At 67.7% G+C, this 26,163-nt stretch carries 22 protein-coding genes; 4 read left to right on the top strand and 18 right to left on the bottom strand.

The window, feature by feature from the left end; translation table 11 throughout:
• Nucleotides 1-2 precede the first annotated feature (2 nt).
• The 3 genes from rarD to ACIA8C_RS42610 are packed head-to-tail and all read left to right on the top strand — an operon-like array spanning nucleotide 3 to nucleotide 1,680.
• Complete coding sequence (rarD, locus tag ACIA8C_RS42620; RefSeq protein WP_397145134.1) at nucleotides 3-923, top strand: EamA family transporter RarD; 921 nt, start codon at nucleotides 3-5, stop codon at nucleotides 921-923.
• A gap of 18 nt (nucleotides 924-941) precedes the next feature.
• Entirely contained in the window at nucleotides 942-1,226 is a 285-nt protein-coding gene (locus ACIA8C_RS42615; protein WP_397145132.1) for a type II toxin-antitoxin system VapB family antitoxin, read from the top strand.
• The gene (locus ACIA8C_RS42610; RefSeq protein ID WP_397145130.1) at nucleotides 1,213-1,680 is read left to right on the top strand and encodes a type II toxin-antitoxin system VapC family toxin; all 468 of its coding nucleotides are present in this window, start codon (nucleotides 1,213-1,215) and stop codon (nucleotides 1,678-1,680) included. Before ACIA8C_RS42615 ends, ACIA8C_RS42610 begins: the two co-directional genes overlap by 14 nt.
• A 139-nt stretch (nucleotides 1,681-1,819) precedes the next feature.
• On the opposite strand, the gene ACIA8C_RS42605 is transcribed toward ACIA8C_RS42610, so the two are convergent.
• From ACIA8C_RS42605 to ACIA8C_RS42590, 4 genes are all read right to left on the bottom strand, one after another.
• Complete coding sequence (locus ACIA8C_RS42605; protein WP_397145170.1) at nucleotides 1,820-5,029, bottom strand: arabinosyltransferase domain-containing protein; 3,210 nt, start codon at nucleotides 5,027-5,029, stop codon at nucleotides 1,820-1,822.
• A gap of 257 nt (nucleotides 5,030-5,286) precedes the next feature.
• A complete protein-coding gene (locus tag ACIA8C_RS42600) occupies nucleotides 5,287-5,835 on the bottom strand; it encodes a hypothetical protein (protein ID WP_397145128.1) in 549 nt (182 codons plus the stop codon).
• Nucleotides 5,836-5,985: 150 nt separating this feature from the next.
• The gene (locus tag ACIA8C_RS42595; protein ID WP_397145168.1) at nucleotides 5,986-7,353 is read right to left on the bottom strand and encodes a DNA polymerase IV; all 1,368 of its coding nucleotides are present in this window, start codon (nucleotides 7,351-7,353) and stop codon (nucleotides 5,986-5,988) included.
• A gap of 407 nt (nucleotides 7,354-7,760) precedes the next feature.
• A complete protein-coding gene (locus ACIA8C_RS42590) occupies nucleotides 7,761-8,102 on the bottom strand; it encodes a TfoX/Sxy family protein (protein WP_397145126.1) in 342 nt (113 codons plus the stop codon).
• Between the two features lie 333 nt (nucleotides 8,103-8,435).
• Between ACIA8C_RS42590 and ACIA8C_RS42585 the strand changes: the two genes are divergently transcribed.
• Nucleotides 8,436-9,320 (top strand): UTP--glucose-1-phosphate uridylyltransferase, encoded by an 885-nt coding sequence (locus ACIA8C_RS42585; protein ID WP_397145124.1) that lies wholly within the window; start codon nucleotides 8,436-8,438, stop codon nucleotides 9,318-9,320.
• Between the two features lie 53 nt (nucleotides 9,321-9,373).
• Here ACIA8C_RS42585 and ACIA8C_RS42580 read toward each other — a convergent pair whose 3' ends face one another.
• From ACIA8C_RS42580 to murD, 14 genes are all read right to left on the bottom strand, one after another.
• Nucleotides 9,374-9,877 (bottom strand): NlpC/P60 family protein, encoded by a 504-nt coding sequence (locus ACIA8C_RS42580; RefSeq protein ID WP_397145122.1) that lies wholly within the window; start codon nucleotides 9,875-9,877, stop codon nucleotides 9,374-9,376.
• Nucleotides 9,878-10,367: 490 nt separating this feature from the next.
• On the bottom strand, nucleotides 10,368-13,493 hold the full coding sequence (gene ileS / locus ACIA8C_RS42575) for an isoleucine--tRNA ligase (protein ID WP_397145120.1): 3,126 nt from the start codon (nucleotides 13,491-13,493) through the stop codon (nucleotides 10,368-10,370).
• Nucleotides 13,494-13,758: 265 nt separating this feature from the next.
• Entirely contained in the window at nucleotides 13,759-13,959 is a 201-nt protein-coding gene (locus ACIA8C_RS42570; protein ID WP_397145118.1) for a hypothetical protein, read from the bottom strand.
• Between the two features lie 116 nt (nucleotides 13,960-14,075).
• The gene (locus ACIA8C_RS42565; protein ID WP_397145116.1) at nucleotides 14,076-14,933 is read right to left on the bottom strand and encodes a DivIVA domain-containing protein; all 858 of its coding nucleotides are present in this window, start codon (nucleotides 14,931-14,933) and stop codon (nucleotides 14,076-14,078) included.
• Between the two features lie 68 nt (nucleotides 14,934-15,001).
• The gene (locus tag ACIA8C_RS42560) at nucleotides 15,002-15,304 is read right to left on the bottom strand and encodes a YggT family protein (RefSeq protein ID WP_014983168.1); all 303 of its coding nucleotides are present in this window, start codon (nucleotides 15,302-15,304) and stop codon (nucleotides 15,002-15,004) included.
• Nucleotides 15,305-15,393: 89 nt separating this feature from the next.
• On the bottom strand, nucleotides 15,394-16,218 hold the full coding sequence (locus tag ACIA8C_RS42555) for a cell division protein SepF (protein WP_397145114.1): 825 nt from the start codon (nucleotides 16,216-16,218) through the stop codon (nucleotides 15,394-15,396).
• Between the two features lie 267 nt (nucleotides 16,219-16,485).
• Complete coding sequence (locus tag ACIA8C_RS42550; RefSeq protein WP_397145112.1) at nucleotides 16,486-17,268, bottom strand: YggS family pyridoxal phosphate-dependent enzyme; 783 nt, start codon at nucleotides 17,266-17,268, stop codon at nucleotides 16,486-16,488.
• Complete coding sequence (gene pgeF, locus ACIA8C_RS42545; protein WP_397145110.1) at nucleotides 17,268-17,993, bottom strand: peptidoglycan editing factor PgeF; 726 nt, start codon at nucleotides 17,991-17,993, stop codon at nucleotides 17,268-17,270. Before pgeF ends, ACIA8C_RS42550 begins: the two co-directional genes overlap by 1 nt.
• 290 nt (nucleotides 17,994-18,283) lie before the next feature.
• Nucleotides 18,284-19,516 (bottom strand): cell division protein FtsZ, encoded by a 1,233-nt coding sequence (ftsZ, locus tag ACIA8C_RS42540; RefSeq protein ID WP_397145108.1) that lies wholly within the window; start codon nucleotides 19,514-19,516, stop codon nucleotides 18,284-18,286.
• A gap of 407 nt (nucleotides 19,517-19,923) precedes the next feature.
• Nucleotides 19,924-20,670: a cell division protein FtsQ/DivIB gene (locus ACIA8C_RS42535; RefSeq protein WP_397145106.1), complete on the bottom strand. Its 747-nt coding sequence runs from the start codon at nucleotides 20,668-20,670 to the stop codon at nucleotides 19,924-19,926.
• A 31-nt stretch (nucleotides 20,671-20,701) separates the two neighbouring features.
• Entirely contained in the window at nucleotides 20,702-22,141 is a 1,440-nt protein-coding gene (murC, locus tag ACIA8C_RS42530; RefSeq protein WP_397145166.1) for a UDP-N-acetylmuramate--L-alanine ligase, read from the bottom strand.
• A gap of 43 nt (nucleotides 22,142-22,184) precedes the next feature.
• Nucleotides 22,185-23,282, bottom strand: a complete 1,098-nt coding sequence (murG, locus tag ACIA8C_RS42525) for an undecaprenyldiphospho-muramoylpentapeptide beta-N-acetylglucosaminyltransferase (RefSeq protein WP_397145104.1) — start codon at nucleotides 23,280-23,282, stop codon at nucleotides 22,185-22,187.
• On the bottom strand, nucleotides 23,279-24,721 hold the full coding sequence (gene ftsW, locus ACIA8C_RS42520) for a putative lipid II flippase FtsW (protein ID WP_397145102.1): 1,443 nt from the start codon (nucleotides 24,719-24,721) through the stop codon (nucleotides 23,279-23,281). The genes murG and ftsW overlap by 4 nt, the downstream gene beginning before the upstream one ends.
• Entirely contained in the window at nucleotides 24,718-26,154 is a 1,437-nt protein-coding gene (gene murD, locus ACIA8C_RS42515) for a UDP-N-acetylmuramoyl-L-alanine--D-glutamate ligase (RefSeq protein WP_397145100.1), read from the bottom strand. The genes ftsW and murD overlap by 4 nt, the downstream gene beginning before the upstream one ends.
• Nucleotides 26,155-26,163 lie beyond the last annotated feature (9 nt).

Raw genomic sequence — 26,163 nt, 5'->3', positions numbered from 1 at the left:
GCGTGCGGCGGAGCAGGTCTATCCCGGGTGTTGCGTTCGGTATGAGCGCGTTCTTTCTCTGGGGCTTGTTCCCCGCGTTCTTCGGTTTGCTGGCGTTCGCCAGCGCCGGCGAGGTGGTCGCACAGCGAATCCTGTGGACGTTGCTGGTGGTGCTCGCGGTGCTGATGGTGTCAGGCAGGCTGCGCGAGCTGCGTGGCATCGGCGCGCGGATCTGGCGGTTGGCGGCGGTGGCATCGGCGGCGATCGCGATCAACTGGGGTGTGTACGTGTACGGCGTCACGTCGGGGCATGTGGTGGAGTGCGCGCTCGGGTACTTCATCAACCCGCTCGTCACCGTCGCGTTCGGGGTGCTGATCTTCCGCGAGCGACTGGCCAAGGCGCAGTGGGCCGCGCTCGGGCTCGGTGCCGCCGCGGTCGCGGTGCTCACCGTCGACTACGGCAGGCCGCCGATCATCGCACTGGTGCTTGCCTGCTCGTTCGCGACGTACGGCCTGGTGAAGAAGGTCATCCCGTTGGACGCGCTGCGCGGCATCGCCGCCGAGGGCATCGTCGCCGCGCCGTTCGCGCTGGCCTTCGTGATCGCGCTCGCGGTCACCGGCCGCAGCGAATTCGGTTCCAGCGCAGGGCATGCCGCGCTGATGCTGGCGACCGGCCCGGTCACCCTGGTGCCGCTGCTGCTGTTCGCCGTTGCCGCCCAACGGGTTCCGCTGTCCACCATGGGCCTGCTCCAGTACCTCACTCCGGCACTCCAGATGGCCTGGGGCGTGGCCGTAGCCCACGAACCCATGCCCGCGTCCCGCTGGGCTGGCTTCGCCCTCATTTGGATGGCCCTGGCCGTCTTCACCGCGCATGCCCTGCTTCGCGCCCGCCGCACCCATCGCGACGGCGCTCCCGCTGCGAATTCTATGCAGAAATCTGCATGATGGGGTACAGTTCTCTGCATGCGGACCACCCTTGATCTGGACGATGCGCTCCTTCGCGCCGCCAAACAACGGGCGGCGCAAGACGGACGGACCCTGACCAGTCTTATCGAGGAGGCGTTGCGCATGTTGCTCGAAGAACTCAGCGACCGTGACACAGCCAAGATGGACATCGCCCTACCCACCTACGGTGGCGACGGGCTCCAGGTCGGCGTCAACTTCGGCGACTGGAAGACCGTCCGGGACGCCGACTACGAAGACGAGGACGCCCGGCTGCGATCGGCATTGACCGATGCTGCTACCTGACGTCAATGTCCTGGTCTACGCCTTCCGAACCGAGTCACCCGACCACGCCGACGTCCACGCGTGGCTGACCGCGCTGGTGAACGGACCCGCCACCTTCGCACTGAGTGAGCTGGCGCTCAGCGGATTCGTTCGCGTGGTCACCAACCCACGTATCTTCCGGACACCGACACCGCCGGCCATGGCGCTGGAATTCACCGAAATCCTGCTCGGCGCACCGAATTCGCGTCCGATCCGGCCCGGACCTCGGCATTACGAGATCTTCGCCGGCCTGTGCCGCGGCCTGGACGCCAGAGGCAACGACGTCGCCGACGCCTACCACGCCGCGCTGGCGATCGAGTCCGGCAGCGAATTGGTCACGTGCGACCGGGGTTTCGCGCGATTCCCGGGTCTTCGCTGGCAGCATCCGCTGCCAGCGAAGACGAAGACGAAGAAGTCGGGGGCACGGTCTCGGTAGACCGAGTTGGTATGGCCGCCTTCGTCGTTGGCCACCCTGCTGCGCACTCGTCGCGCCGCCCGAATGCCAAGTGTGTCAGCGGAATCGGAGCACAGGTAGCTGCTGACCCGCATCCTCGAATGCGGGTCAGCAGTTTTCGCTACCAGTCGGTGTTGATATGGCCGGGAGTCCAAGTGCCCCAGCGCTGGGTCTTGTCGATGGCGACGTGTGCAGGCTGCGCGTTGGGGTCGAGTGGCAGGTACTGCTCGATCGAGCCCCAGTCGCGGTCCCAGTCGTCCTTCAGATACGCGGGCAGCGCGCGGGCGGTGAACAGCAGCTGGGTCCAGCCGAGCGGACCGCCGCCATCGTGCGCCTGCCAGAGGTTGGTGATGGTTGCGCCGTTGCGGTCGGGCAGGATTCGGTAGCTGGGCAGGTCACTTACGCCGGCATGGGTGGGCGCCAGGTTCTGGCAGGGGTAGGTCATGGCGACCTCCCAGTCCAGCAGGACCGGCGTGCGCGAACCGACCACATCGTTCAGGGTCTTTGTCTGCGGCACGCGCGGCGGGGTCACAGCGAGCCACTGATCCTTGCCGAGATCCTTGTCGCTCGCGACGATCCGGACGACGTCCGCGTCACCGGGCAGCCAGCTGAATGGCACCCGCATGTTGCGCCACGTCGGGGACGGCCCGATGTCGATCGGGTCCACGCTGCCGAGCGCCACAGCGGTGCCGTCGGCTGCGGCGCGGCCATACTCGAGGCGCAGATCCTGCCCGGGGTGCACGATGCCGTCCCGGTCGGTGTGCCGAATTCGCCCGGCGACCGCGATCGAGATGATCGGTCCGCGACTTCCGTTGTTGTCCTTGGGAAGTCGATACCACCCGGTCGTCAGCTCAGCAGCCTCCTGAGTGCCTTCCCGATAGCTGCCGAGTACGGGAATGGTTGCCGGATCTAGACCGAAGGGCAGCGGGACACTGCTGCCGTTGATCCCGGCGCCCTTGGACGTGCCGGTCTCCGAACCCGGCGACTTGGACCCCGCCTTCGGATCGGCGGGCTCATCGGAATCGGAGCTGGTGACGGAATTCGCCTTGCCCGTGGTGGATTCGATCTCATCGGAGGTGAGGTCGGTGGCCACGCCGTTCGGGGTGAATCCGGTCGACCCGGCACCGGCCAGCGCCGTTGCGGCTTCGCCGGTCAGCGGACTCAGCACCGATGCGTTGGGATCGGTCTCGACCAGCACCTGGTCTGCGAGCCCGCAGCCACCGGAAACGGCTGCGGTCAGGTTCGATTGGGCGACCGAATACGACGGATACTGTGCCACAGCTGCTTTCGCCAACGACACCACTTCGAACAGCACCATGGCGGCCGCGACGACCGCGAGCACGGGAGTACGCGTGAACCGACCAGGTATCGAGTCAGGACGCGGCTGTGCCTGCGGGAAAAGGTGGAACCAGCCCGCGAGGGCTAACGCGAGCACCGCAAGGCCCGCAGCGAAGCTCGACAACCCGAAACCGGCAATCATCGGCGCCTTATCCCAGAAGGGGACACCCCAGGCCGAGACCCACCAGTAGCCGTTGGCTCCAATGAAAGTCAGCGCCAGTGCGAAGAAGACTGCCGCGGCGAACAGTGCCCGGTTGCGCAACGGACGCGTGACACGTGGACTGATCGCGACGGCGGTGAGCGCCGCGACGCAGGCGGCGAGCCCGGCGAAGACACCGAACAGATGGATCCATTTCGTCGGCGAGAACATCAGCAGCACCATCGCGGCGATGGTGATACCGATGAGTCGACGCGACGGCCCGACGGCCGTCCCGGGGATGTGGCCACCACGGCGCAGCATGGTGACCGCGCAAGCCACCAGACCGAGCAGCATCATGAACATGCCGAACCGCCGAGTCAGCCAGCCATCGCCGCTGGGCTGCAGCAGATACTGGTAGCGCAAGAACTCCATGAACCACGACTCACCAGGCTGAATCCTGTTGTGCACGTATGAAAACTCGAGCACCCCCGCCAAGGTCCGATCCGCGAAGATCACGGTCAGCACCACCAGACCGGCAGCGACCAACGGCAGCAACAGCGCAAGATATCCGGTGTTCTTCGCCCGTCGCACGAGTACCAGGATCATCGTGCGTGCGCCAGCCGCCAGCGCACCGACACAGATCAGCCCCGAGGGTGCGCACGTCAAGGTGAACGCCGCGATGACGATCGCCAGCGCGTAGGGAAGCAGCCGGCGAGTAGCGATAGCTCGCTCGACCGAGGCCCAGGTGAGGATCATTCCCACTGCCACAAAGGGTTCGGCGCGCAAGCCGTTGTTGTAGGGCAGCCAGAACGCGAGGAACACCAGTGCGCTGGTCCAGACAACGACCGCGTTGTCCCGTAGGGCGGCGCCGAGCCGTGGCAGCAGCTCTCGGCTGATCACCCACCAGGCGATAACGCTGACAATCAATGTGGGCAACCGAACCCAGGGACTCAGGTTCGACACGTGGGTCAGCAACCCGATCATGTTGGTGTACGGCGTGTAGAACGGCCCCTCGTCGATGCTGAACCAGCGGTAGTAATTCGACATGAATCCGGAACTGCGCTCAGCGCGCGCCATCCCGATGATATAGCCGTCATCGGAGGTGTTGGCGCCGATGAAGTGCCACACCAGCAGGGTGGCGAAAACCAGATAGTCCGCTGGACGCAACCGCCACCAGCGAGCGGGCAGGAACCGCCGCGACTTGCGGCCGTCGAGACTATCCAACCGGTACAGCGCGACGAGTGCAACCAGCGTGGCCAGCACGGCCAGCACCATCGCGACTAGCTTCAGTGGTGTCGGCGACGACGAAAAGCGGGAATCGACTTGAACATTCACATGCAACCCGGACGGCACCGCGCCGGTCAGCTCGCTGAATACACCGACCACCTGCGGGCGAATGTCGGTCGTGAACTCCTTGTCCGGATCCGCGAGGCCGGGGGCCGACACCGTGGTCCGCTGAGTATCCATGTCGATGCCGACCGAGCAGGACTGACCGCGGACGGCGCTCAGAGGTGACGACCACAGCAACATGTTGCGCGACACCACGTCGACTCGGCCCGGCCGGTCCGCCGTGTCAGCAACGACTTTGACCACGAAGCCGTAGTGCTCCAGGTCGGGTGACTGACGCGGAATCGTCGACACCACGACACCGCCCGAATCCGCGAGGGCGGTGAAAGCGGCGCACGGGATCTGCGCCGAGAGATTCATCGGTGCGTAGGTGATCAGCGGCGACGTAACTGAGGTCACCGCCGCCGTCTGCGGCCACGCCACGCTGGATTGGTCCTGCCGTACCGGAAGGAACGGGATCGAGATCGCCGCGACAACCGCGATGAGGCCGCTGACGATCGCCAACATCTTGATTCGTCGAGCGGCGGCGCTGAGGAAGTGCTTCGGCTGGTCTCCCCGCTGTGCCGACGGTTGGGCGGACTCACGCACAGCGTCACTGACAGTCACGACGGTGGATGCTAGCGCGAAATCATCGGATGACACAGAGTCCCAGCTACCGGGGCTCGAAACACGCACTCAGCCTGCATATTCGGCAACCGCGCGGCACCGGGCAAAAACGGCGTTGCCGCGGCCGGCTCAGCGGAGCCGGCCGCGGCGGGCACGATTCAGCCGCAGGCCGTGGAGGTCTGGCCCAGGTTGGTCAGCATGGCGCAGGCCCAGGACTTCTGGATCTTCCACTTGCCGTTGTCGGCGACGAAGGGCACGTCGACGATGTTCTCCTGGCCGTTGACGACGAACTTGGCCTTGGCGTTGACGCTGTCACCGAACGCGGAAACGTCGGTGACCTCGATCTTCACGTCGGCACCCTTGGCCGCCTGGGAAAGGCGATCGGGCAGCGTCGGGTCGGCCTCGGCGCCCTGGACGCCATCCAGCTTCTCCGCGGCCGGAACGGCCGGGTCGAGCGCGCGGGCCAGGGCCGCGTTCAGCTCCGCGGGGGTCGGGACCGGCGGCAGGTTCGCGGTGTTGGTCGACGCCGACGCGCTGGCGCTGGTCGACGTCTTGGCGGCAGGCTTGCTGTCTTTGTCGTCGCTGCTGCATGCGGTCATGCCCAGCGCGGCAACGACGGCGAGGCCGGCGATCGCGATGCGTCCAGTCTTACGAAGCTTCAACTGCTCGTCCTTTGCGTTCGAGTAGGTCCGTGTCATGTCCACCATTGGCAGCCTCCACCCGACCGGCGGCGCTGCACGAGCTCCCAGGCTACCGGCACAGCGGACCACCGCGTGGACCCACACGGGACGGACTGATGTCGTCGGCAGCGAACGTAGCCGGTGGGCTCGGCGATGTCGAGCCGTTCGCTGGCCCGGTCACCGCAGACTGTTCAGCGGATCGGCTCTGGTCAGACTCGGATCGTCGGCGGCGAAGGTGCGGGCCGGGCCGGGACCGGTCGAGCGGGTCTCGAAGCGCACCGTCACGACGCCGTAGCCGCCGCCCTGCACCCAGCCGTGGCCGTGCTCGGGGTGTTCGACGTCTATGCCCGGGTGCCAGAGCGGGATCGGCAGTGCGGTCGCGAGCGGTGCGGTCTGCGGGGTTTCGTCCTCGGCGGGGACAGCGGTCTGCTCCCATGCCTCGGCGACCGGTGCCTGATCCAGTTCGGGAAACAAGGACTCCTGCCGCACGGTGGACAGTCCGCCGTAGCCGACGCCGACCAGCCGGATCGGGCCGAGCTCGGCCGGGTCGATTGCGGAGCGCTGCGCGGCGGTGGTGAGCGTGACGAGGTCTTCGGTCGCGTAAGGCAAAGTGAACGAGCGCGTCACGATGCTCATGTCGGACTTGCGCAGCTTGAGGACCACGGTGCGGGCGGCGCGACCGTCCTTGATCAGCCTGCGATGCGCGGCCGCCGCCATCGATTCGATGGCGGGGCGCAGGTGGGCCAGGGTGACGATGTCGGTCTCGAAGGTGGTTTCGGCGCTGATCTGTTTGGCCTCGTTGCGTTCGGCGACCGGCCGGTCGTCGATGCCGCGGGCCAGCCGGTGCAGTGCGGCGCCGACGCTGCCGCCGAGGATCGACATCGCCTCGGATTCCGGCAGCGCGGCGAACGCGCCGACCGTCTCGATGCCGAGCGAGCGCAGCTTGTGCTCGGCCACCGGGCCGATCCCCCACAGCTTCCGTACCGGAAGGGCGGCCAGCATCTTGGGCTGCTCGACCGCCGAAACCACCCGTATCCCATCGGGTTTGGCGAGTGCGGAGGCGATCTTGGCGAGCTGCTTGCCGGTGCCCGCGCCGACCGACGCGGTCAGCCCGGTCCGTTCGCGCACCACCGCCCGCAGTTCCTCGCAGAACTCCTGCACCCGGGCCACCGTCGCGCCGGCCAGTTCCTCGGGCTCGCCGAACGCCTCGTCGAACGACAGCGTTTCCAGCACCGGGATCCGGCTGCGCAGCGCGTCGAACACCTGCCCGCTGAGCGTGCCGTAGACGACCCCGCGCGGCGGCACCACCACCGCGGTGACGCCGACCAGCCTGCGCGCCATGTGCATCGGCATCGCCGACCGCGCGCCGTACACCCGCGCCTCGTAGCTCGCGCCCGCGACGACGCCGCGCCCGCCGGTGCCACCGACCAGAACCGGCCGCCCGCGCAGGGTGGGCCTGGTCAGTTGCTCGACGGACGCGTAGAACGCGTCCATATCGATGTGCAGTACCCAACGCCGGGCGGTGCTCCGCGCGTCGACGCGCATGGGGGTCTGCGCGTCGGCATGCCCGAGGCTGTGCGCAGCACGCACGACGCTCTGCTCGTCGGGAAACACGGAGCTCTGCGCATCGGCACGCACGGCGCTCTGCTCGTCGCCACGCACGGCACTCTGCCCATCGGCACGCACAGCACCCTGCCCATCGGCACGCACAGCACTCTGCCCATCGGCACGCACAGCACCCTGCCCATCCGCGCGCACAGCACTCTGCCCATCGCCACGCACAGCACCCTGCCCATCCGCGCGCACAGCACCCTGCCCATCGCCACGCACGGGACTCCCCACATCGGCGGATCCAACGCTCCCCACATCGGCGACGCCGGCGGGCACAGCGCCGGGTACGTCGATGGGTGCCGCGTTCCGCACGTCGGCGCTCGCCGGTGGATGCTGCTTGCTCACCGCGGTTTCGCCGAGGGTTTCCTGGACTTGGGTACGCGCACCGGCAGCAGTTCGGCGGTGCGCCGCACGAACTCCGCCAACCAGGTCGAATCCGCCAGCCGCGGTGCGGGCACGCGGTAGTAGTCCTTGGCGCCGGGATACGGTGGCGCCAGCCAGGACTCGTCGGCGTAGTCGGTGGCGACCGCGGTGGGTTTCACGAACAAGTGGTCGTCGGCGATCAAGACGACCAGCTTGTCGTCGCAGTACAGGCCGTATTCGCCGAACATCGCCCGTACCCGCACATCCAGCGGTTCGAGCTGCTCGAGGATCTCGGCGACGGTCGCCTTGGCAGTACTCACGACTGCGCCTCGCTGACGCTCGGCTCCGTCGTTCGCCCAGACGCCGTGCTGCTGGTTCGCTCGCTGCGCTCACTCACGTCCGGAAATCTACGCCCGAGCACCGACAGGTCCGGGCAGGCGGCGACGCTGGGCGATGACTGGGTACTAACTGTTGATTTCCTGTAGAGATCACAGCGCACCGACCGCCGTGCGGCATCCAGAACTTGAACGGACAACCAGCCCACGACCTGGGCCGATAGCACCCTCGCTGCCGCACTACACGGTTTCGGTAAACAGTTGACGAAGCACGGGGACTGCCCTTGCGGCTCAGCTTCATATGTGATGATCGGACCTATGAAGATCCGCAAGGCCGTGATCCCGGCCGCCGGTATCGGTTCCCGGCTCCTCCCGCTGACCAAGGCCATCCCGAAGGAGATGCTGCCGGTCGGCGACAAGCCGGTCATCGAACATACGGTGCGCGAGCTGGTCGCGTCGGGCATCACCGACATCACCATCGTGGTCAGCAGCGGAAAATCGTTGATCCAGGACCACTTCCGGCCCAACCCGGCCCTGGTGGCCCAGCTACGCGCGGACGGGAAGGCGGCATACGCCGACGCGGTCGAAGAGGTCGGCGAGCTGTCCAGGCTCGGCCACATCACCTACCTCGACCAGCACGGCCCGTACGGCAACGGCACCCCCGTCCTGAACGCGGCCCGCAACCTGGGCGACGAGCCGATGCTGGTGTTGTGGCCGGACGACGTATTCGTCGCCGATGTCCCACGTGCCCAGCAGCTGATCGACGCCTACGAGGCCACCGGCGCCCCGGTGCTCGCGCTGATGCCGATGGACCCGGCCGAGTCGCAGCGCTACGGCGTGCCGGTGGTCGCCGACGACCAGGGCAACGGGCTGCTGCGCATCACCGGCCTGCGGGAAAAGCCCAAGCCCGAGGACGCGCCGTCGGACTTCGCCGCGATCGGCGGCTACGTGGTCACCCCCGGCATCATCGACGAACTGCGCACCCAGACCAAGGCCTGGTACGAGCACCACACCGGCGAGGTCTACCTGACCGACGCGATCAACGTGCACGCCGCCGACAACCCGGTCTTCGGACAGGTGATCCAGGGCCGCTGGTACGACACCGGCAACCCGGCCGACTACCTGGTCGCCCAGTTCGCCTCGGCGCTGGCCAACCCGCAGTACGCGCCGCTGCTGCGCAGCCTCGTCGAAGACGCCGACTGAGTCGCGAATCCTGATCTCCCGCACCCGGATTCGCCGATGTGCTGGAGCTCGGGTCAGAAGCGACGGATCGCGAAGATGTCGAACTGGCGCAGCGGGCTGAGGCCGACGGGGACGCCCCAGTCGTAGGCGTTGAAGATCTGCCCGAAGCCCGCGTAGATGCCGACATGCGAGCCGTCGGTGTTCAGCACCACCACATCGCCGGGCGAGAGCGCGAAGAACGGGACCGGCGCGCCCGCCCTGGCCTGCTCCCAGGTGGTGCGCGGAATGTTGACGCCGACCTGCCGGAACGCCCATTGGACCAGGCCGGAGCAGTCCCAGGCGAACGGGCCGGTGCCGCCCCACTCGTAGGGCTTTCCGGTCTGGGAGGTGGCCGCCGCGAGCGCACCTACCCCATGCGAGCTCGGCAGCGGGATCGCGGCCGAACCGGAGGCGGACAGGGATTCGGCGCTGCCGGTGCCGCTACCGGTGTCCGACCATCCCGGCCCCGCCAGGAGCAACGTCGCGGCCGTCGCTAGGAGGAATCCGAAAGCGATGCGACGCAAGGGTTTTCTCTTCACGTGCTCGTCCCTTCCGGCGGCCCGGCGTGCGGGTCACCATCCGGCGGTCCCGGCTGACGCCTGGGTCGAGCAGCGTCATCCATAAGGAGCCGCAGCCGCCGCGTCCGGCGCGGGAACGCCGGGCACAACGCATTTCAGGTAGGACAATCCACGAACTCACTGCTGCCCCAGAAGTCCATATCTGTCACAGCAGCACCACCTTCGATTCTGCCGCGCGGCCCGGACCAGCGACGACACTTCAGCAAATTTACAGCATGTGATCTACATCACATACATGATCGATGCTCGCGGCGCTGCCCGTCCGCACTCAGGCCGCCGCATCGGCTTCGGCGACCGCGGCACGGACCAGCGCACGCAGTACACCACGCCACCCCACTTCGTCCGAGAACTGGCAGGCGCAGCACTCGTCCGATGCGGTCCTCGGGCAGGAGATAGCGCCGAAATAGCAAGGGCGGGGCCGACTTCGGCCCCGCCCTTCGATGTCGAACCGTCAGGCCTTGGTGACCTGTGCGCGCACTCCCCCGACCAGGTCGGCGGCGTCGGCGGGCGCGTCACCCAGGGTGAAGGTGGTGGCGAGGATCTCGCCCGCGATCAGGTCGCGGTGGGTTTCGGCCCACTCGACTCGATCGGCGGGCACCTCGAGCACCACGGTGATCCGGTCGGATACGTCCAGCCCCAACGACTTCCGGGTCTCCTGGAGATCGCGGATGAGGTCGCGGGCCCAGCCCTCGGCCTCCAGCTCCTCGGTGACCACCGAGTTCAGCACCACCAGGCCGGCATTGCCGGGCAGGGCAGCGGTGGACTCGGGTTCGGCGGCGACCAGTCGCTGCGTGTATTCCTCAGGGAGCAGGGCGATTCCGGCGGCGGTGACGACGCCGTCGGCGTCCTCGGACCATTCGCCTGCCTTGACCGCCTTGATCACCGTCTGCACGTCCTTGCCGAGGCGCGGGCCCGCGGCACGGGCGTTCACGGCCAGTTCGAACCGGCCGTGCACGGCGACGTCGGTGGTCAGGTCGACCTTCTTGACGTTCACCTCGTCGGCGATGATGTCGGCGTAGGGCGCCAGCCGCTCGGCGTCGGCCGCCGCGATGGTGACCTCGGCCAGCGGCAGCCGCACCCGGAGGTTCTGCGCCTTGCGCAGGCTGAGCACCGTCGAGCAGACCACTCTGGCCTCGTCCATCGCGGCGACCAGTTCCGGATCGGCGGGCAGCTCACCGTCTTTTGGCCAGTCGGTCAGATGGACGGACTCGCCGCCGGTGAGTCCACGCCAGATCACCTCGGTGATCAACGGAAGCAGCGGCGCGGCTAGCCGGGTGACCACCTCGAGCACCGTGTGCAGCGTGTCCACCGCATCCGGCTCCTCGCTCCAGAAGCGCGAACGCGACCGGCGCACATACCAATTGGTGAGCGCGTCGGCGAAACCACGCAGTTGGTCGCAGGCACCGGCGATGTCGTAGGTCTCGAACGCCTCGGTCATCGTGTCGCGGGTTTCGGCGAGCTTGGCCAGGATGTAGCGATCAAGCACGTGCGGTGAGTCCGTGCGCCAGGTACCGGGTTTCGAGGCGTACAGCTGCAGGAAGGTCCAGGCGTTCCACAGCGGCCGCAGCGCATGGCCGACGCCCTCGCGGATGCCGCGCTCGGTGACGATGAGGTTGCCGCCGCGCAGGATCGGCGAGCTCATCAGGAACCAGCGCATCGCGTCGGAGCCGTCCCGGTCGAACACCTCGTTGACGTTCGGGTAGTTGCCCTTGGACTTGCTCATCTTCAGCCCGTCGTCACCGAGCACGATGCCGTGCGCGACAACGGTTTTGAAGGCGATCTGATCGAAGAGCGCGGTGGCCAGGACGTGCATCTGGTAGAACCAGCCGCGCGTCTGGCCGACGTACTCCACGATGAAGTCACTTGGATAGTGGCTCTCGAACCACTCCTTGTTCTCGAACGGGTAGTGCACCTGTGCGAACGGCATAGACCCGGAGTCGAACCAGCAGTCGAGCACCTCCGGCACCCGGCGCATGGTCGACTTGCCGGTCGGGTCATCAGGATTCGGCCGGGTCAGCTCGTCGATCATCGGCCGGTGCAGGTCGGTCGGGCGCACGCCGAAATCGCGCTCCAGCTCGTCGAGTGAGCCGTATACGTCCATCCGAGGGTAAGTGGGGTCGTCGGACATCCAGACCGGGATCGGACTGCCCCAGTAGCGGTTCCGGCTGATGTTCCAGTCCCGCGCGCCCGCCAGCCACTTGCCGAACTGGCCGTCCCTGATGTGCTCAGGCAACCACTCGATCTGCTGGTTCAACTCGACCATCCGGTCGCGGAACGTGGTGACCGCGACAAACCAGGACGGCACCGCCATGTAGATCAGCGGCTGACCCGAGCGCCAGCTGTGCGGGTAGGAGTGCTCGATCGTCTCGTGCCGCAACAGCTTTCCGGCGGCCTTGAGGTCCTTGATGATCACCGGGTTGGCGTCGAACACCATCAGGCCCTCGTAGGGCGGCACCATCGAGGTGAACTTGCCGCCCTGATCGAGTGGCTGCACGATCTCGATGCCGTTGGCGGTGGCGACATCCATGTCCTCCTCACCGAAGGCCGGTGCGAGGTGCACGATCCCGGTGCCGGAGTCGGTGGTCACGTAGTCGGCGTTCAGCACGCGGTGCGCGCGCGGATGCCCGACGAAGAAGTCGAACGGCGGCTCGTAGGACAGATCGGTCAGCGCGGCACCGTCGAACTCGCCGAGCACCTCGGGCTCGTCACCGAATTCGCGGGTGTAGTGCGACACGCGTTCGGCGGCCAGCAGATAGCGTTTGCCGTCGGCGCCGCGCAGGTGCACGTAGCGCACGTCGGGGTGCACGGCGATCGCGAGGTTGGACGGCAGGGTCCAGGGGGTGGTGGTCCAGATCAGCGCGTTGGCGCCGTCCAGCGCGTGCAGCGGATGCTCGGCGGGCACGCGCAGCACCATGTCGACGGTGACCGCCGGGTCCTGGCGCATCTTGTACGCGTCGTCGAGCCGGGTCTCCTGATTCGACAGCGGCGTCTGCTCGTACCAGCTGTAGGGCAGCACCCGGAAACCCTGGTAGATCAGCCCCTTTTCGTGCAACGACTTGAACGCCCACATCACCGACTCCATGAAGTCGAGATCGAGTGTCTTGTAGTCGTTGTCGAAGTCGACCCAGCGCGCCTGACGCGTCACGTAATCGCGCCATTCGCCGGTGTAGCGCAGCACGGAAGATTTAGTGGCCGCGTTGAATTCGGCGAGCCCCATTGCTTCGATCTGTGATTTGTCCGTGATACCGAGCTGCTTTTCCGCCTCGAGCTCCGCGGGCAATCCGTGACAATCCCAGCCGAAACGCCGGTCGACGCGCTTACCGCGCATCGTCTGGAAACGCGGGACGAGATCTTTGACGTATCCGGTGAGCAAATGCCCGTAATGCGGCAGACCGTTCGCAAACGGCGGTCCGTCGTAGAAGACGAACTCCGCTGCCCCGGAACGGTTTTCGATGCTCGCACGGAAGGTGTCGGCGGCGGCCCATGCGTCTAGCACGCGGCGTTCCATCTCAGGGAAGGCCGCTCCCCCGAGGTCGACCCGCGGGTATCCGCTGTTGCTGGAAGTTTGGTCCGCCATCGCGGATGCATCTCCTCGTGCCGTTTTGCGTTGGCACGGGGACGATGCCGGCGCCGGTGCGCCGAAACCGCGGTACCACCCCGCTTGTCCGGCCAGACCTGCCGGACCTCTCGTTGCGAGCTGTGACGGGCTCACCCGTTCGGTTCTACTGAGCACCCCCGCGATGCGAAGTGCTGTTCTTCCGAAGGCTCCCCGGTGATGGCCGGATCGACACCATGTTCATGTTTGATTCTAGCCACCGCGGTCAAACCTGTTTACGGCCCACCTAGCGTTTCGCGTGGCGGCCCGGCGGCGGAGCGGAATCTTCGTCCGGCTTACGCATAGACAGGGCACTGACCAGCAGGAGCACCGCACCCAGCACGCACACCAGGATGCAGCCCCACGCCCAGAGCACCGATCCGGTGGTCAGCGCGGCTACCAGTAGTGCGAATCCGACGGCGGCGAGAACAAGCGTCAAGACAAGCATGATGACCCCCCGGGGGGATGGCAGGAAGCGAAGCCGACGGGGTGGGTATCGAGCAGGCCAGGCGGCTCGACTGTTCCTCTAGTTGGATGAACTGCGGTGTGCTCGGTGTGAGCGGTTTACTTGCCACCCTTGGCGAACGTGGCGGGCTGCAGGTTGTTGGCCGTGTTGGCGTCGGCGAAGGCCTCGCCACCGTCGACCGGGACCGCAGAGCCGCGGTTCTCCAGCTCCTCGAGCTGCGACTCCAGGTAGGACTTCAGCCGCACCCGGTACTCCCGCTCGAAGGTCTTGAGCTGCTCGATCCGGCTCTCCAGCACGCTGCGCTGCTGGGTGATGGTGGCCATGATCTCGGTGTGCTTGCGCTCGGCGTCGGCCTGCAGTGCGTCGGCCTTTTCCTTGGCCTGCCGCAGCTGGTTGTCCGAACGGGACTGCGCGTCGGACAGCATCGCGTCGGCCTTCTGGCGCGCGTCGGCGATCATCGCCTCGGACCGGGTCCTGGCATCGCCGACGAGACGCTCGGAGTTTGCCCTGGCGTTCGAGAGCAGGTTTTCCGCCTCGCCCTTCGCGTCGCTGGTGAGCCGGTCCGCCATCTCCTGGGCGAGGCTGAGCACCTTGGCGGCCTGCAGGTTCGCGTCCGCGCTCGGCGCTTCCTTCGGCGCGGGCGGCGGCGGCATCGGGGCGGGCGGGGCCTGCTGCACCGGCGGCTTGATCGGCTCCGGAGGCGGCGGCGGGGCCTGCTGGACAGGCGCTTTCACGTTGTTCGGGCCGACCGGGCCGCGATTCTTTTTGGCATCAGCCAGTTCCGCGTCGAGTTCGGCCACCCGCTGACGCAGATCGGCGTTTTCCTCGATCAGACGCGAGAGTTCCTGCTCGACGAGATCCAGGAAGGCGTCGACTTCATCCTCGTTGTAGCCGCGCTTCCCGATCGGCGGTTTGCTGAACGCGACGTTGTGCACATCGGCTGGAGTCAGCGGCATGGAAGGATCCCTTCACGCGTCTTTTGGAGATCTAGCAGATCTAGCAAGCTACTTCACCGCCCATTCTGTCACACCGGGGCTACCGGCTGCCCGAGCCTGCCCACGATCGACATCAAGATGAAGACGATGAAAAGCAGGACCATTATCGACAGATCCAGGCGAATTCCTCCCAGTGACACCGGTGGTATCAACCGCCTCAGGAGTTTCACCGGAGGATCGGTGATCGTGAAGATCACCTCGAGGATGATGACCACGACACCGGTAGGGCGCCAGTCACGGGCGAAGCTTCGGATGAACTCGACGATCACCCGGCTGATCAGCAACAGCCAGAAGATGAACAGTACGAAGTACAGCACCGCGAACAAGGCCACGACTTCACTCTGCCGCAAAATCCGCTTTGCGCAAAATGACCGCGCCGCCCCACCTGCGACCGGTCTGCAACACCCCCCAGATCACGACCTTATTTCTGGTTGTAGAAGCCGGTTTCGGCGATGCGTCGGCGTTCTTCGGCTGATACGTCGACATCGGCCGGTGAGAGGAGGAACACCTTCGTAGCAACCTTGTCGAACGAGCCACGCAGCGCGAACGCGAGTCCGGCGGCGAAGTCGACGAGGCGCTTGGCATCGGCGTTGCTCAGTTCGACCAGGTCCATGATCACCGGGTTGCCCTCGCGGAACCGCTCGCCGATGATCCTGGCCTCGCTGTAGTCGCGCGGGCGCAGTGTCGTGATCTTGGACAAGGGGCCTCCGTCCTCGAAGAGCCCCGGCCTGCGCGCGGGTGCCGGCTCGGGGCGCACGCGCTCCTCGAGCCTGCGCTCCTCGAGCCTGCGCTCCTCGGCGTCGGGATCGACGGCGAGCGCACCACGGGTGGTGCCGCGCAGCGGCGGCGCGGTGCCGCCCGCCCGGAACCGGCCGGACGACGGCGCGGTCTCGATCCGGGTGGGTCGCCGCGGCGTCTCGTAGCGGTCCTCGCCGTAGGGCGCGTCGGTGTACTCGTCGCGGCGGGAGACCGGGTATCCGGCCTGATACGGCGACTTGTACGCGGGCTCCGGGTATCCGGCGTCCTCGCGATCGAATCCGTCGGCGGCGTAATGATCTGCGCCGTAACGATCTTCGGCATAGCGATCGGCCGCGTAGCCGTCGCGTTCGGGGTAGTCACGGGGGCGAGGCCGACGCGCGACGCGATCGTCGCTGCCCCGGGGGGCGCGATCGTCTACGTAATCGTCTTCGTAGTCCTCGAGGGGAACCATGCCGAAGTACGCCTTGAACTTATGCAGCGTACTCATCACCTGGCCTCGCTGACGCTCGACGAAGCCATGACCACGAGAGTGGCTGCGTCCATTGGCCGCTCGCTGCGCTCGCTCATGACCTGGCCTCGCTGACGCTCGGCGCAGTCATGACCATGATGGTGGCTGCGTCGAGGACTCGCTCGCTGCGCTCGCTCATATTGGTCGACCTTCCTTCGGCCCCGGTGGCGGCCGGGTGTTGAAGTCTTGCTCAGCCCTCGTCTGCCTCAAGCATATGTGTCGAATGTGACTGATGAGGTTTCTTTGCTACGCCGAGGTTATCGGTCGAGCGCCCATCAAGGCGGTACCGACACGCACACACGTTGAGCCGTGTTCGATGGCGGTTTCCAGATCGCCCGACATTCCGGCGGAAAGTTCTGTCGCACCGGGATGCTCGGCGAGCAGCATGGTGTGCAAAGTCGCAAGTCGTGCAAATGCCGCATCAGACTCTGCCCCCAATGGCGGAATGGCCATCAGACCGGACAGTCGTAATCCCGCGGACCCCGCGACATGTTCCGCGAGACGGGCCAATTCGCCGGGGGCGACACCGCCGCGGGAAGGGTCTTCATCCAGGCTCACCTGCAACAGGACGCGCACCGGGTCGGTCCGCTCCCCCGCGTCCAGCGCGGCCCGCGCACCCACGTCAAGAGCCGTTGCCAGGCGTTCGCTGTCGACCGAGTGCACGGCGTGCGCCCAGCGCGCGACGACCCGTGCTTTGTTGCGCTGCAAGCGTCCGATCATGTGCCACTGCACATCCGGGAGGCCTTCGTCACTTTCGGCGCCTTGGCCGAGCAAAGTTGGCAGGGCTGCCACCTTTCCGGTGGCCTCCTGCTCGCGCGATTCGCCGAACTCGCGGCGACCGAGCCGGTAGAGGATCGCCACGTCCTCGACCGGGAAAAACTTCGTCACGGGGAGTAGACGCACCGAGTCCGGCTTGCGCCCTGCCGTGAGACAGGCCGCGTCGACCCGCTGGAGTAGCGCGGCGAGCGTGGTGGCCAGTTCGGCGGTCCGCGCGTCGACCTGTGGCGCAACGGCTTCCGGCTGCGTCATTACCGCACCTCCGCCCAGATCACGCTGCCGAGTCGTCCGGTCGGCGCGCCGCGGCGATGGCTGAACAGGGTGCGATCCTCGATGGTGCAGCGCGGGTCGACGGCGACACCGTTGACCCCCGCTTCGACGAGCTGCCTGGTGATTCCGGCGCGCAGGTCGAGCGACGGGGTTTTGCGCACGGTAGTCGCGGCGCTGCCCGGCAGGTGCTTTTCGACGTCGGCACGCATCGCGGCGGGCACTTCGTACTGACGCCCGGAAGCGGCCGGACCGAGGAACGCGCCGATCCGGTCGACGCGCGCGCCGATGGACTCCATCGCCTCGAGCACCAGGGGCACGATCCCGATCCTGGCCCCGATCCGCCCGGCGTGCACGGCGGCGATGACGCCCGCCTCATCATCGGACAGCAGGATCGGCACGCAGTCGGCGGTCAGCACCACCAGGGCAAGACCCGGCACGTTGGTCACGATCGCATCGGTGGCAGGCACCGGCTCATCCCGTGGCCCATCAATGATCTCGACATTGCGCCCATGGATCTGCTCCATCCACACCAGCCGATCCGGCGTCAGCCCGATCCCCTCGGCCAGCCGATCCCGATTGCGCCGCACCGTAGCCGGATCATCCCCCACATGATCCCCCAGATTGAACGACTCATACGGCGGCGCCGAAAACCCACCCGCCCTGGTCGTCGTCACTCGTCGAACGGTCAGCGTAGGGGCAGAAGTCATGTCAACGAGCCTAATAGCGCGCCGACCCCCCGACGACCCGTCACCGGAGGCCTACACCACACACCGAGCCGCGGTCTGCAACAACCGGGCCCTCGCCACCGTTCAGCGCACAGCCGCACTACTTCTGATTTGGCGCACCGAAAATCGCATGCGATTCCCGGTGCGGGAAATCAAGAGTGGTGCGGCGGACGGGTCGCAGCGGGTTCGCCGAGGCCAGGTGCCGCGAAGGCCCTGTTCCGCTGGGGATCAGGGCCTTCGCGGTTCAGCTTGTTGTGCGCGCGGGGTGGGTGTCACCTTCGCATGAAGGAGGGCACGTCTACGTCGTCGTCATCGTCGTCGGGCGGTTCGATGTGGGTGCGGGCGTTGCTTGTCACCGTGGGGTCGGCCATTCGGGCCTTTTCGCTGTCTCGGTAGCTCGGGACGGCGCCTCGGGTGGCGGAGGTCGAGCTCGCGGTGGCGGCGGCGATGTCGGTGCTGCGGGCGGCTACCTCGGCGGGGCGGCTCTGGCCGATCTCGCCGGCACGGGCCGCTCCGATGGTGCTCCGGCTCGGGTTCTCGAAGGTCCGCCGGGCGGGGCCTCCCCCGTCAAAACCCGCTGCGATCACGGTGACTCGCACTTCGTCGCCGAGCGAGTCGTCGATCACCGTGCCGAAGATGATGTTGGCCTCGATGTGCGCGGCCTCCTGGACCAGCGAGGCGGCCTCGTTGATCTCGAATAGGCCGAGGTCGGAGCCGCCCGCGATGGACAGCAGCACGCCGTGCGCGCCGTCCATGGATGCCTCGAGCAACGGCGAGTTGATCGCCGACTCGGCGGCCTTCACCGAACGGCCTTCGCCGCGCGCGGAGCCGATGCCCATCAGCGCGCTACCCGCGCCGGACATCACGCTCTTGACGTCGGCGAAGTCGACGTTGATCAAGCCGGGGGTGGTGATCAGGTCGGTGATGCCTTGCACGCCATTGAGCAGCACCTCGTCGGCCGAGCGGAACGCGTCCATCAGGCTGACCGCCGCGTCGCCGAGCTGCAGCAGCCGGTCGTTCGGGATCACGATGAGCGTGTCGCAGGACTCGCGTAGCTGGCCGATGCCGGTCTCGGCCTGGCCGCCGCGCCGCTTGCCCTCGAACGAGAACGGGCGCGTGACGACGCCGATGGTCAACGCGCCGAGCTTGCGCGCGATCTGGGCGACGACCGGGGCACCACCGGTTCCGGTGCCACCGCCCTCGCCCGCGGTGACGAAGACCATGTCGGCACCCTTGAGCACCTCTTCGATCTCGTCCTTGTGGTCCTCGGCGGCGCGTCGGCCGACCTCGGGGTCGGCGCCTGCGCCGAGACCACGGGTGAGTTCGCGGCCGACGTCGAGCTTGACGTCGGCATCGCTCATCAGCAGGGCCTGCGCGTCGGTGTTGACCGCGATGAACTCGACACCTTTGAGGCCCTGTTCGATCATCCGGTTGACGGCATTGACACCGCCGCCGCCGATACCGACGACCTTGATCACGGCAAGGTAGTTGTGCGGGGGCGTCATGGGCTCTCGCCTTCCTTCGATCTAAAGCCTGTCGTTTTCGGATTCGAGACACTTCGCCGGTTCCGCCTGAGCGGCTTCACTCAGCGAACCGCCGCCCGGGCAAACCCTCAACCTCAACCATAGGGTTAGCGTTATGTCAAGTATCCGACTGCTGCGGAACGCTATTCGCCGCCGCTGCAATACGCGCGCAGGCGCGCCGAAACGAAAGACAGAATCTTGTGTGATCCCTCTCGTTTCGCAGCGCCGCACGACGTATGGTGAACGGTTGCCCCCTGGCGCTCGGTTCCCGGCGCGAGGGCCGGTGCCATGAGCGTCAGGCCCGGAAGCGGCAGCTCGCGCGACTGTGGAGGGTCTGCGAACGCCACCCGTCGAATACTGCAATTCGACGCGGGCGCAATGGGTATCGCTCACTTTACCGTGACCAGGTTGGGACTCGACACATCGAACACCGTTCCGGGGCGGGTCAGCAGCGGGAGCACGACCGCCGCCTTGCGTTCGGCGTCGTTCGTCCCGCCCCAGAGTACCGTGCGGCCGTCCTTCAGATTCAGCGAAACATCCGAAATGGACCGCGCCACAACCTCGTCCACCTGAACGGCCAGCGCGGGCGGCACCGCGGCGAGCACCGCGACCGCGGCCCTGGTCAGCGGGGCGTCACTGGCCGGATGATCGGTGACCAGCTTGGGCACGCCGATGGGCGCGTCCTCGATCGCGAACTCCACGCTCTCGGCGTCGAGCAGATGCGCGCCCTGCGGACTGTCGAAGAACAGCACCGGCGTCCGCTCGACCACGGTCACCCGCACCGTCGAGGGGAAAACACGCTGCACCCGTGCGGTACGCACCTTCGGAATGCTCGCCACCCGCCGGGCGACGGCGGTGGTGTCGATGCGCAACATCGAGCGCCCCGACGGGATTTCGAGCAAGTCGCGCACCTGCTGCTCGGGCACCGCGACCACGCCGTCGATCTTGACCGTGCGCACCGAGAGCACGGGTGTGAACCAGGCAACGGCACCGACGATCGCAAGGACGCACACGCCCAGCAATCCCCACAGCCGAACCCGCCGCCACCCGTTCGGGCCGAGTCGCGCACCCACCGAGCGCGCCGCGCCGAAGCGCGGCTCGCGCACCGCGCCACGCCCCGATCCGCTCCTGTTCACGACTGCTCCTCGCTGACGCTGGCTCACGGCCTCACCGCCCGTACTGAGGACGCGCCCGTAAACCGTCGAGGATCTGGCTGCCGAGCATGGTCACATCGCCCGCGCCCATGGTGATGACGACGTCACCGGGCAGCGCGAGCTTGGCGACCTGACGGCCGACGCGCGACATATCCGGCTGGTAGTGCACGGGTTTGGTGACCGACTGGGCGACCAGCGCACCGTTCACCCCGGGCAGCGGCTTCTCCCGCGCGCCGTAGACGTCGAGCACGACCACCTCGTCGGCGAGGCTCAACGCCGCACCGAAATCCTGCGCGAAAGTCGCGGTGCGGCTGTACAGATGCGGTTGGAAGACCACGATCACCCGGCCCTGCCGAGATCGGGCCCCGTCGCGCGCCTCCTGCTGCACCAGCTCGGCGGCGGCGCCGAGCACGGCCCGCACCTCGGTCGGATGGTGGGCGTAGTCGTCGAAGACACGCACCCCGTTTTCCCGGCCCGCGAACTGGAACCGGCGGTGCACGCCACCGAAACCCTCCAGGCCCTGGATGATTTCGTCCACGTCGGCCCCCGCCGCGCGGGCGGCGAGCAGCGCGGCCAGCGCGTTCAACGCCATGTGCCTGCCAGGCACCGACAACCGCAGGGTCCGTGGCGTCGCTTCGTCGTCGAGCTGGAACTGGGCGATGCCGCCGACATCGCGCGGCTCCCAGCTGTGCAGCCGCACGCCGACGGGCACCGGCGCGTCGGCGAGTTCGCCGGAGCCGTAACCGAGTACGCGGATGTTCTTGGCGGCGAGCTTCGCGCCGACCCGCTCGGCCAGCGCTCGGGAGCCGGGATCGTCCAGGCAGACCACCAGCAGGCCGCCTTCGGCGAGCCGGTCGGCGAAGTCGTCGAAGACCTGGACGTAGGCCTCGTCGGTGCCGAAGTAGTCCAGGTGATCGGACTCGATGTTGGTGACCACCGCGACGTCCGGGTCGTACTGCAGCAGCGACCCGTCGCTCTCGTCGGCCTCGGCGACGAAGATGTCCCCGGTGCCGTGATGCGCGTTGGTGCCCGCCTCGTTCAGCTCGCCGCCGACCGCGAAGGACGGGTCGAAGCCGCAGTGCTGCAACGAGACGATGAGCATCGAGGTGGTGGAGGTCTTGCCGTGCGTACCCGACACCAGCAGGGTGCGATGGCCCCGCATCAGCGACGCGAGCACGGCGGGCCGGAGCAGCACCGGGATGTCGCGCCGATTCGCTTCCATCAGTTCGGGATTGGTCTTCGGAATGGCCGCGTAGGTGGTGACCACCACGGTCGGCCCGCCGGGCAGCAGGTCGAGTGCGCTGGCGTCGTGGCCGATGCGCACCTGCGCGCCGCGCGCCCGCAACGCGAGCACGCCGCGGCTCTCCTTGGCATCCGAGCCGGACACGGCACCACCGCGGGACAGCAGAATCCGTGCGATACCGGACATCCCGGCCCCGCCGATACCGACCATGTGCACACGCGCCAACGACGGCGGCAAAGCCGAAAGGTCGTCCTCAGCCACGTGCGACCTCCAGCACGATCCGCGCCACCGCGTCGGCGGCATCGCGATGCCCGGCGCCGGCCGCCGCGCGACCCATCTCGATCAGCCGTGCGGAGTCCATGAGCAGCGGAATCACCTCATCGATCACGTATTTCGGCGTCAGCTCCGAATCCGGGACAATTCTGCCCCCGCCCTGCCGGACGACGGGCCTTGCGTTGAGCTCCTGCTCGCCGTTGCCGTGTGGCAGCGGCACATAGAAGGCGGGCAGCCCGACCGCCGACACCTCGGCGACGGTCATCGCGCCCGACCGGCAGACCACCGCGTCGGCGGCGGCGTAGGCGAGGTCCATCCGGGAAAGATACGGCACCGCGACATACGGTGCGGGCGCGCCACTCTCAGCAACCTCGAGGGTGTTCTTTGGTCCGTGCGCGTGCAGCACGGAGATACCCGCGGCGGCGAGCTGCGGCGCGGCACCGGACACCGCCTCGTTCAGGCTGACCGCACCCTGCGATCCGCCGAACACCAGCAGCACCGGCCCCTCGGCGGGCAGCCCGAAGTGCGCGCGCGCCTCGGCCCGCAGCGCGGCCCGATCGAGCGTGGTGATCGCGGCGCGCACCGGGATGCCGACGACCTGCGCCCCGGCCAGCCCCGAATCAGGTACCGCGGCAAGCACTCGCGCGGCGCGGCGGGCGCCGACCTTGTTCGCGATCCCGGCCTTGGCGTTCGCCTCGTGCACCACCACCGGCACCTTGCGCCTGCGCCGCAGCCCCGACCCGGCGGCCAGGTACGCGGGCAGTGCCACATATCCGCCGAAGCCGACGATCACGTCGGCCTCGACCGCGTCGATCACCGCCCTGGTCCGCGCCACCGAGGCACGCACCCGGCCGGGCAGCCGCAGCAGATCGGCGGTCGGCTTACGCGGCAGCGGAACCGGCGGGATGAGTTCGAGTGGATAGCCGCGTTCGGGCACCAGCTTGGTCTCCAGGCCGCGTTCGGTGCCGAGCGCCGTCACCCGGATCGAATCGTCGAGCCGCCGCAGCGCGTCCGCCACCGCGAGGGCGGGTTCGATATGGCCCGCCGTGCCGCCGCCTGCGACGATTACCGAGATCACCTAGATTTTCCTCGTTCTCTTGTGTGATTGACCGGGTAGCTGGGTTCCCACGCTCTGGTGGCCCGTGCCGAGCTGGTGCCGCGACTCTCCGGCGAGCGGCGTCGTCCCGGCTCCGGCTGCGGGCGCCGGGCGGGCAATGCCGGTCTGCCCGGCCGAGGCGCCTTGCGCTGCGCGGACTTCGCCCGTGCGGCGCTGGCCCTGGCCGGTGAGTACACCTCCGGCTTGGGCAGCCGCAGCAACTTACTGAACCTACCGTCTTGCCCGGCGTGCAGCGCGGAGACAGCCTCCGGTTCGTGCCTGGCCGCGTTGGCGATGATGCCGAACATGAACAGGGTGATGGCCAGCGACGAACCGCCCGCCGACACCAGCGGCAGCTGCAGGCCGGTGACCGGGAGCAGCCCGACCACGTAACCGATGTTGATCAGCGCCTGGCCGGTGATCCAGGTCGTCGCGGTGGCCGTGAGCAGCCGGAGGAACGGATCGACCGAGCGGCTCGCGATGCGAATTCCGGTGTAGACGAACAGCGCGAACAATCCGAGCACCAGGGCGCAGCCGAGGAAGCCGAGCTCCTCGCCGATGATGGCGAAGATGAAGTCGTTGTGCGAGTTGGGCAGATAGCTCCACTTCGCCCGGCTCTGCCCGAGGCCGCGACCCCAGATGCCGCCGTCGGCGAGCGAGTAGAGCGCTTGCCGCGCTTGATAACCCATGCCCTGCGGGTCGTCGCCAGGGTTGAAGAACGCGCGCATGCGATCGGATCGATAACCCGCCGACAAGGCCAGCACCGTCGCCGCGACCAGGCCGGATACCGCAACCGTCACGAACAGCCGCAGCGGCAGGCCGCCGAACCACAGCAGCGCCGCGATCACGATGCCCAACGCGATCGTCGTCGACAGGTTCGGCTCCACCACGACGAGCAGACACACCAGCAGACCCGCCGGAACCAGCGGCATCAGAATGTCTTTCAGCCCCGCGTGCTCCGAGCGGCGCGACGCCAGCAGGTGCGCACCCCACACCACCAACGTGACCTTCACGATTTCCGACGGCTGCACGTTGAAGACGCCCAGGTCGATCCATCGCCGCGCACCCTGCACCTTGGAACCGATGCCAGGGACAAGCACCAGTACCAGCCCGAGCACCGAAAGCACGAACAGCGGAAACGACCACTGCCGCAACCGGCGCAGCGGAATCCGCAGCGCGAGATAGAACAACACGGTGCCGATCGCGGCGAACATCGCCTGCTGGATGAACAGCGAGTACGCCGATCCCCCATAGGCATACGCTTCGACGCTCGACGCGGAGAGCACCATCACCAGTCCGAGCACGGTGAGCAGGGTGGCGATGGTGACGACCAGATGAAACGACGCGAGCGGCCGCGCCAGCCAGGCCACGAACCTGGCACCAGCTCGGGGCTGTTCCTTACGCCGCGCCGTTTCGCTCATAGCGTCCGCCCGACGTCACCGTCTTCCAGTGCGTGCACCGCCGCCGCGAAACTGCGGCCTCGATGCGTGTAGTCGGCGAACATGTCCAGCGAAGCCGCCGCGGGAGCGAGCAGTACGGTGTCGCCGCGTCGGGCGTACCCGGCCGCGGCCTGTACGGCACGCGCCATCACGGCGTCGGCCTTATCTCTCGACGCGTCACCCATCCCTGCATCGTCTCCCGCGATCAGCTCGATGACCGGGACCTCAGGCGCGTGTCGCGCCAACGCGACCGCGAAAACCGGTGCGTCGGCTCCGATCAGCACCACCGCGACCAGCCGGTCGGCGACCTCTTCGACCAGGTCCTCGATGTGCGCGCCCTTGAGCTGACCGCCGGCCACCCAGACCACCTGCGGGTGCGCCAGGATCGCGGTGCGCGCGGCATGCGGGTTGGTGGCCTTGGAGTCATCGATGAAATCGACGCCGCCGACCTCGCGCACGAACGCGGACCGGTGCGGGCCGACCTTGTGCTCGATCAGCCCCTCCCGGATGAACTGCGGCGCCACATCGATGGCCCTGGTCAGCGCGGACGCGGCGAGCGCGTCGGCGACACCGGCCGGTCCCGGCGGGCTGATGTCGCCGACCTCGGCCAGGATCGCGGCCTTGGTGAACGCGCGATCGAGCAGCTTGCCGTCGACAACGCCGAGCTCACCGTCGGCGGGCACGCCGATCCGGAAGCCAACGGTGCGACGGGCTTTCGACCGGCGGGCCAGCGAGGCCGCCACCGGATCGTCGAGCCCGACCACGCCGACCCGGCCGACCAGCGCCCGCGCCTTCGCGGCGGCGTACGCGTCGAGGCCGCCGTGCCAATCCAGGTGATCCTCGGCCACATTGAGCACCACGCCCGCCTCCGGGCGCACCGACGGCGCCCAGTGCAGCTGGAACGAGGACAGCTCGACGGCGAGCACCTGCGGTCCGGGGTTGCGCCGCAACGCATCCAGGATCGGCAGGCCGATATTGCCGCACGCGACGCTGGGGATGCCCGCGGCACGCAGGATGGCGTGCGTCATCTGGGTGGTGGTGGTCTTGCCGTTGGTTCCGGTCACCACCAGCCACTTGCGCACCGGGCCGTAGATCCTGGCTTGATCCACCCACCAGGCGAATTCGACGTCGCCCCACACCGGCGTGCCCTCGGCCACCGCCGCGGCGAGCACCGGTGAGTCCGGTCGCCAACCCGGGCTGGTGATCACCAGCGCGAACCGGCTCCAGTCGGTGGTTTCCAGTTCCACGCAGGTGGCGATGTCCAGGCCGAGCCCGGCCGCCTCGGCCAGCGCGGCGGCGCCGCCGTCGGTGACCACCGGGCGCGCGCCGATATCGCGAAGCGGCTCGACGAGCGAGCGCCCCGATATGCCCCAGCCCGCGACGAGAACGTCACGGCCACGCAGGAATTCGAGCATGGGCCCAGG

This window comes from Nocardia sp. NPDC051321 (genome assembly GCF_044455225.1).
Lineage (GTDB): Bacteria > Actinomycetota > Actinomycetes > Mycobacteriales > Mycobacteriaceae > Nocardia.
Note: the sequence above shows the minus strand (reverse complement) of the source record. Positions and strands in the feature narration are given on the sequence as shown.

Coding starts and splice junctions, on each gene's coding strand:
- murC (WP_397145166.1), bottom strand. CDS start 22,141: ATGGTCGGTATCGGCGGGGCCGGGATGTCCGGTATCGCACGGATTCTG.
- ACIA8C_RS42550 (WP_397145112.1), bottom strand. CDS start 17,268: ATGACGCAGCCGGAAGCCGTTGCGCCACAGGTCGACGCGCGGACCGCC.
- ACIA8C_RS42570 (WP_397145118.1), bottom strand. CDS start 13,959: ATGCTTGTCTTGACGCTTGTTCTCGCCGCCGTCGGATTCGCACTACTG.
- ileS (WP_397145120.1), bottom strand. CDS start 13,493: ATGGCGGACCAAACTTCCAGCAACAGCGGATACCCGCGGGTCGACCTC.
- ACIA8C_RS42585 (WP_397145124.1), top strand. CDS start 8,436: ATGAAGATCCGCAAGGCCGTGATCCCGGCCGCCGGTATCGGTTCCCGG.
- murD (WP_397145100.1), bottom strand. CDS start 26,154: ATGCTCGAATTCCTGCGTGGCCGTGACGTTCTCGTCGCGGGCTGGGGC.
- ftsZ (WP_397145108.1), bottom strand. CDS start 19,516: ATGACGCCCCCGCACAACTACCTTGCCGTGATCAAGGTCGTCGGTATC.
- ACIA8C_RS42610 (WP_397145130.1), top strand. CDS start 1,213: ATGCTGCTACCTGACGTCAATGTCCTGGTCTACGCCTTCCGAACCGAG.
- ACIA8C_RS42595 (WP_397145168.1), bottom strand. CDS start 7,353: ATGCGCGTCGACGCGCGGAGCACCGCCCGGCGTTGGGTACTGCACATC.
- ACIA8C_RS42565 (WP_397145116.1), bottom strand. CDS start 14,933: ATGCCGCTGACTCCAGCCGATGTGCACAACGTCGCGTTCAGCAAACCG.
- ACIA8C_RS42615 (WP_397145132.1), top strand. CDS start 942: ATGCGGACCACCCTTGATCTGGACGATGCGCTCCTTCGCGCCGCCAAA.
- ACIA8C_RS42555 (WP_397145114.1), bottom strand. CDS start 16,218: ATGAGTACGCTGCATAAGTTCAAGGCGTACTTCGGCATGGTTCCCCTC.
- pgeF (WP_397145110.1), bottom strand. CDS start 17,993: ATGACTTCTGCCCCTACGCTGACCGTTCGACGAGTGACGACGACCAGG.
- ftsW (WP_397145102.1), bottom strand. CDS start 24,721: ATGAGCGAAACGGCGCGGCGTAAGGAACAGCCCCGAGCTGGTGCCAGG.
- ACIA8C_RS42600 (WP_397145128.1), bottom strand. CDS start 5,835: ATGGTGGACATGACACGGACCTACTCGAACGCAAAGGACGAGCAGTTG.
- ACIA8C_RS42605 (WP_397145170.1), bottom strand. CDS start 5,029: ATGTTGGCGATCGTCAGCGGCCTCATCGCGGTTGTCGCGGCGATCTCG.